This window comes from Streptomyces sp. HSW2009 (assembly GCF_040240285.1).
Taxonomy (GTDB): domain Bacteria; phylum Actinomycetota; class Actinomycetes; order Streptomycetales; family Streptomycetaceae; genus Streptomyces.
In genome coordinates this window covers 1-5,062 of record NZ_JBEHZD010000544.1, presented here as the reverse complement: position 1 = coordinate 5,062, position 5,062 = coordinate 1, and the positions used below count along the sequence as shown (strand labels likewise).

The following is a 5,062-nucleotide window of genomic DNA, read 5'->3' as shown; positions in this document are numbered from 1 at the left end:
GACAGGAGCGCGCCGTGTGCGGCCTCGCGGGGTGGTGCGGCCAGCCGTCCGACGGCCGTGCGGCCCCACCGGCCCGACCGGCCAGCGGTAGCCGCTCCCGGGTGTGGGGCTCCTCGTCCGGCGCGCTCCGCAGCGTGCTCAAAGCGGGGTTGGCCAGCGCGGACACCGGTTGCGGGGTGAACAGCGCGCCGGCTCGCAGTCGGTTCCAGGCGATGCACAGGACCATCTCGGCCCAGGCCCTCGGGGCCTCGAACAGCGGCAGCGCCAGCAGGATCAGCAGACCGGCCGCCCAGCCGAGCAGGACGTCACTGACCCAGTGCGTCCCGAGGTAGACGGTCGTCATGCCCACGCCGAAGGTGACGACCGAGGCGGCTACGGAGGCGATCCTGCGTGCCTGTGGCGTGGTCGCCAGATAGGCCAGTACGCCCCAGGTGACCACGGCGTTCGCGGTGTGACCCGAGGGAAATATATCGCCGTTCTCCCACATCTCGTTCGAGCCGACCACGGTGGCGTAGTGCGGACCGAGCCGGCCCATCCCCAACTTCGCGGCGCCCACGGTGGCGTTCAGCAACAGCAGCGAGGTGCCGAGCAGCAGCAGCGGCCGGGGGGTGCGCTGTCGCCAGCAGCACCAGCCGAGCCAGGCGGTCACCAGGACGGCCGTCGGACCGCGCTGACCGAGCACGACGAAGTAGTCCAGGAAGGTGTGGAATTCCGGCCACTGCTTGTACGGCCGGAACAACATGACTTGCCAGTCGAGCTTCACCAGCCAGGAGGTGGTGAGCACGCCGACCACCGTGGCCACGTAGACCGCGAGAGTGGTCCCCAGCAACCAGCCGCGGGTCCGCGTCATGCGCGGTCGCGCGACTTTGGTCGGGCGCTCCTCCGCCTGAGGAAGCTTGTCATCGGTACGCACTCAATCGAGATTACATTGCGTGACAGGTGACATCGGTCGATCACGTCTCTTTGTGATGACGATGTGATGTGGAGAGGGTCTCGTTCTCGACATTGCCGTTCACGATTTCACGGAATGCCGGCAGTCCTTGTCTATTCCGTTGGTGCTTCTCAAGAGGATCGGCTAGAACCCGTTTATTCTATTAGCGCTCCGCTGTTTATCGCTGATTCGCCCCGACGTTCCCTGGTGTTTCCCCTGTGGTTGCCGGGGCTCAGGTGTCCGGGCGGGGGCGTGGTGATCATCGCCCCGGGGCAGTTCTGTGCAGGTCACGCCCCCGGCGACGGCCCCGGCAGGTGGTCGCATCCGGTCATGGTGGACGCACCTGATCCGGCGCTGCCCCGGCCTCTCGCCAGCCGCGTACCCGCCCGCCGCCGGGTTTCCCCCGACGGCCGGCCGGGAGCGGCCCGGCCTGCCGCCCACAGGGCGCAGTTCGATCACGGCTGCACGGCCCGCAGCCCCGTCCCCGCTTCCCCGGCACACGGCGACGCCGCCATGTGCGGCCGGCGCCCCACTCGACGTACGGCCCCGTTCGCGCAGGTCAGAGGCTTCCGCTCGGGAATCGGCCGATCGCCCGGGGTGCGCCGGACGCCAAGTGGAGCCAGATGTTCCGCGCGCAGTGAGGTACGTGGCCCCTGCCGCGATTCGCGTACGCTGACGTCTCACTCGCCCAAGTCGCCGGGTCACCGGGCTGCCTCCTCGACGTCATGTCGACGTCATGCCCCGTGCAGACCCCAGGCCGCGAGCGCACCACAGGGAGGTACCTCTATGACCGGGACGACCACGACCGGCACGCGGCGGTCAGCGGGCGTTCCCCGGTCCGGACACGGTGCCCGGGGGCGACACGCAGCCGAGGGCGGCGACCGCTGGCTGGTGCTCGTGGTGCTCTGCGTCAGCCTGCTGCTGGTCGCCGTGGACGCGACCGTGCTGCACGTCGCGGTGCCTGCGGTCAGTGAGGACCTTCGCCCGGGCGCGATGGAACTGCTGTGGATCGTCGACGTCTATCCCCTGGTGTGCGCGTCGCTGCTGATCCTCTTCGGCACCCTGGGCGACCGGGTCGGCCGCCGCCGCGTCCTCCTCGTCGGCTACGGGATATTCGGCCTCGCCTCCGCGCTCGCCGCCCTGGCCAGCACCCCCCAGGTGCTCATCGTGGCGCGCGCCCTGCTCGGCGTCGGCGGCGCGATGATCATGCCCGCCACGCTCTCGATCCTCCGCCAGGTCTTCCCCGACCGGCGCGAGCGGGCCGTCGCGATCGGCGTCTGGAGCGCGGTCGCGGCCGTCGGCGCGGCGGCCGGCCCGCTGCTCGGCGGCTTCCTGCTGGAGCACTTCTGGTGGGGCTCGGTCTTCCTGATCAACATCCCGCTGATGGTCGCCGCCCTGCCCGTCGGCCGATGGCTGTTGCCCGAGTCCACCGGCGACCACGAGGGGCCCTGGGACGTACTGGGCGCGCTCATGGCGGCCTTCGGCCTGTTCGGGCTCGTGCTCGGCGTCAAACGGCTGGGCAACGGGCAGGACCTGATCGCACCCGGCACACTCGGCCCGCTGCTGCTCGGCGGCGCGCTGCTCACCCTCTTCGTACGCCGACAGCGCCGCAGGACCCAGCCGCTGGTGGACCTGACGATGTTCGCCAGGCCCGCCTTCGGCACCGCCGTCGGCTGCATCGTGCTCGCCATGCTGGCCCTGGTCGGCCTCGAACTGGTCGCCGCCCAGTACCTGCAACTCGTCCTCGGCCTCACCCCGCTCCAGACAGGGCTGCGACTGCTGCCGCTGACCTTCGCGGCCATGGCCGCCGGGCTCGTCGGCTCCCGGATGCTGCACAGGTTCGGCCCCAGGACCATGGTGGCCGCCGGCTTCACCCTCACCGCGCTCGCCGTCCTGCTGCTGACCGCGATGGGCCAGCAGGACCGCCCGGCCCTGCTGATCATCGGCTTCGTCCTGCTCGGCTTCGGCCTGGAGACCACCTTGTTCGGGGCGTACGAGTCGATGCTCAGCGAGGCGCCGGCACGCTGCGCCGGTGGGGCCGCCGCCCTCGGCGAGACCTCCTACCAACTCGGCGCCGGCCTCGGCATAGCCCTGCTCGGCAGCGTCATGAACGCCGCCTACGCACCGCGCGTCGCCGAAACCCCCGGCATACCGGGCGCCTCCGCGTCCGCCGCCAGCCACTCGCTCGGCGAGGCGTACCAGGTCTCCGAAAAGCTCGGCGGCGCCGCCGGCGAGACGCTGCGGACCTCGGCCCGCGCGGCGTTCGTCACCGGCCTGCACCTGACGCTCGTGGTCAGCGCCGGCCTCCTGCTGCTCGGCGCGCTCGCCGCGCTGCGCCTGCCGCGGACCGCCGAGGCCACCGAGAGCGCCGACGGCAGCGCACCCGAGGTACTGCGCGCCCAGGTCCCGCCGCCGGCGACCCCGCCGCACCCGGCCGGACCCGCCCCGGCGCCCGCCGCGGGCCCCGTCGACCTGCCGCCGCCGCACCCGGGCGAGGCGCCACCGCACGGCCAGGCCCGCACCGGATCGCCCGCCCACTCCTGAGCGGGCCGGCCCCGCGCCGCCCCGTGGGCCGCGGCCGGGCCGGCGGAAACGGGGGCTGGACGTCGTCTCCTACCCGGAAGTAGCGTCGGGTGCGACGGGATGATCTCCCCGGTCGTCGAGGCGGTACGGGACCCCGGCCGCCGGGTCCCGGACCCTGACCCGCACCCGAGCCGGAGGCCGTAGCCATGTCCGTGCGCACCTTGCCGCCGTTCGACCCGACCGACCCGCTGGGCGTCGACGACCTGCTGACCCCCGAGGACCTGGCCGTCCGGGACACCGTCCGCCGGTGGGCCGCCGACCGCGTGCTGCCGTACGTCGCCGACTGGTACGAGCGCGGCGAACTGCCCGGCATCCGTGACCTGGCCCGTGAACTCGGCTCCATCGGCGCCCTCGGCATGTCCCTGGAGGGCTACGGCTGCGCGGGCGCCAGCGCGGTCCAGTACGGCCTGGCCTGTCTGGAGCTTGAGGCGGCCGACTCCGGCATCCGCTCCCTGGTCTCGGTGCAGGGCTCGCTGGCCATGTACGCGATCCACCGGTACGGCTCCGAGGAGCAGAAGCAGCAGTGGCTGCCGGCGATGGCGGCGGGCGAGGCGATCGGCTGCTTCGGCCTGACCGAACCCGACCACGGCTCGGACCCGGCGGGCATGCGCACCACGGCCAAGCGCGAGGGCTCGGACTGGGTGCTCACCGGCCGCAAGATGTGGATCACCAACGGTTCGGTGGCCGCCGTCGCCGTGGTGTGGGCCCAGACCGACGAGGGAATCCGTGGCTTCGTCGTGCCCACCGACACGCCCGGCTTCGCCGCCCCCGAGATCCACCACAAGTGGTCCCTGCGCGCCTCGGTGACCAGCGAACTCGTCATGGACCAGGTACGACTGCCGGCCACTGCGGCGCTGCCCGAAGTCATCGGCCTGCGCGGCCCGCTGAGCTGCCTCAGCCATGCGCGGTACGGGATCGTCTGGGGCTCGATGGGCGCGGCCCGCTCCTCGTTCGAGACGGCCCTGGAGTACGCGAAGACGCGCGAGCAGTTCGGCAAGCCCATCGGCGGCTTCCAACTCACCCAGGCCAAGCTCGCCGACATGGCGGTCGAACTCCACAAGGGCGTACTGCTCGCGCACCACCTCGGGCGTCGGATGGACACCGGGCGGCTACGGCCGGAGCAGGTGAGCTTCGGCAAGCTGAACAACGTACGGGAAGCGATCGAGATCTGCCGTACGGCCCGGACGATCCTCGGGGCGAACGGCATCTCGCTGGAGTACCCGGTGATGCGGCACGCCACCAACCTGGAGTCCGTGCTCACCTATGAGGGCACCGTGGAGATGCACCAACTGGTCCTGGGCAAGGCTCTGACCGGGCTTGACGCCTTTCGGTGAGGCTCCTTGAAGCCTGCTGAGGCCCGCTGAAGTTCGAGGTGGGTCGATGGGACTCGGTGGGGTCTCGGTGCGGAGGGGTGGGACCCGGCGGTGGGCGCGGGGGCGAGCCGCGGGGCGGCCGGGTCCGACCCGGGGGGGGGGGGGGGGGGGGGGGGGGGGGGGCGCGCGGGGGGGGGGGGGGGGGGGGGGGGGGGGGGGGGGGGGGGGGGGGGGG

The 5,062-nt window shown here is 72.4% G+C and carries 3 protein-coding genes; 2 read left to right on the top strand and 1 reads right to left on the bottom strand.

What is annotated here, in order from left to right; translation table 11 throughout:
* Window positions 1-850: phosphatase PAP2 family protein (locus AAHZ94_RS28245; protein WP_349996371.1), on the bottom strand; the 850-nt coding region annotated here is incomplete at its 3' end.
* An 867-nt stretch (window positions 851-1,717) separates the two neighbouring features.
* On the opposite strand from AAHZ94_RS28245, the gene AAHZ94_RS28240 reads away from it, so the two are divergent.
* Window positions 1,718-3,475, top strand: coding sequence for an MFS transporter (locus AAHZ94_RS28240; RefSeq protein ID WP_349996369.1), 1,758 nt, complete (start codon window positions 1,718-1,720; stop codon window positions 3,473-3,475).
* Between the two features lie 185 nt (window positions 3,476-3,660).
* The gene (locus AAHZ94_RS28235; protein WP_349996367.1) at window positions 3,661-4,848 is read left to right on the top strand and encodes an acyl-CoA dehydrogenase family protein; all 1,188 of its coding nucleotides are present in this window, start codon (window positions 3,661-3,663) and stop codon (window positions 4,846-4,848) included.
* Window positions 4,849-5,062: the final 214 nt, after the last annotated feature.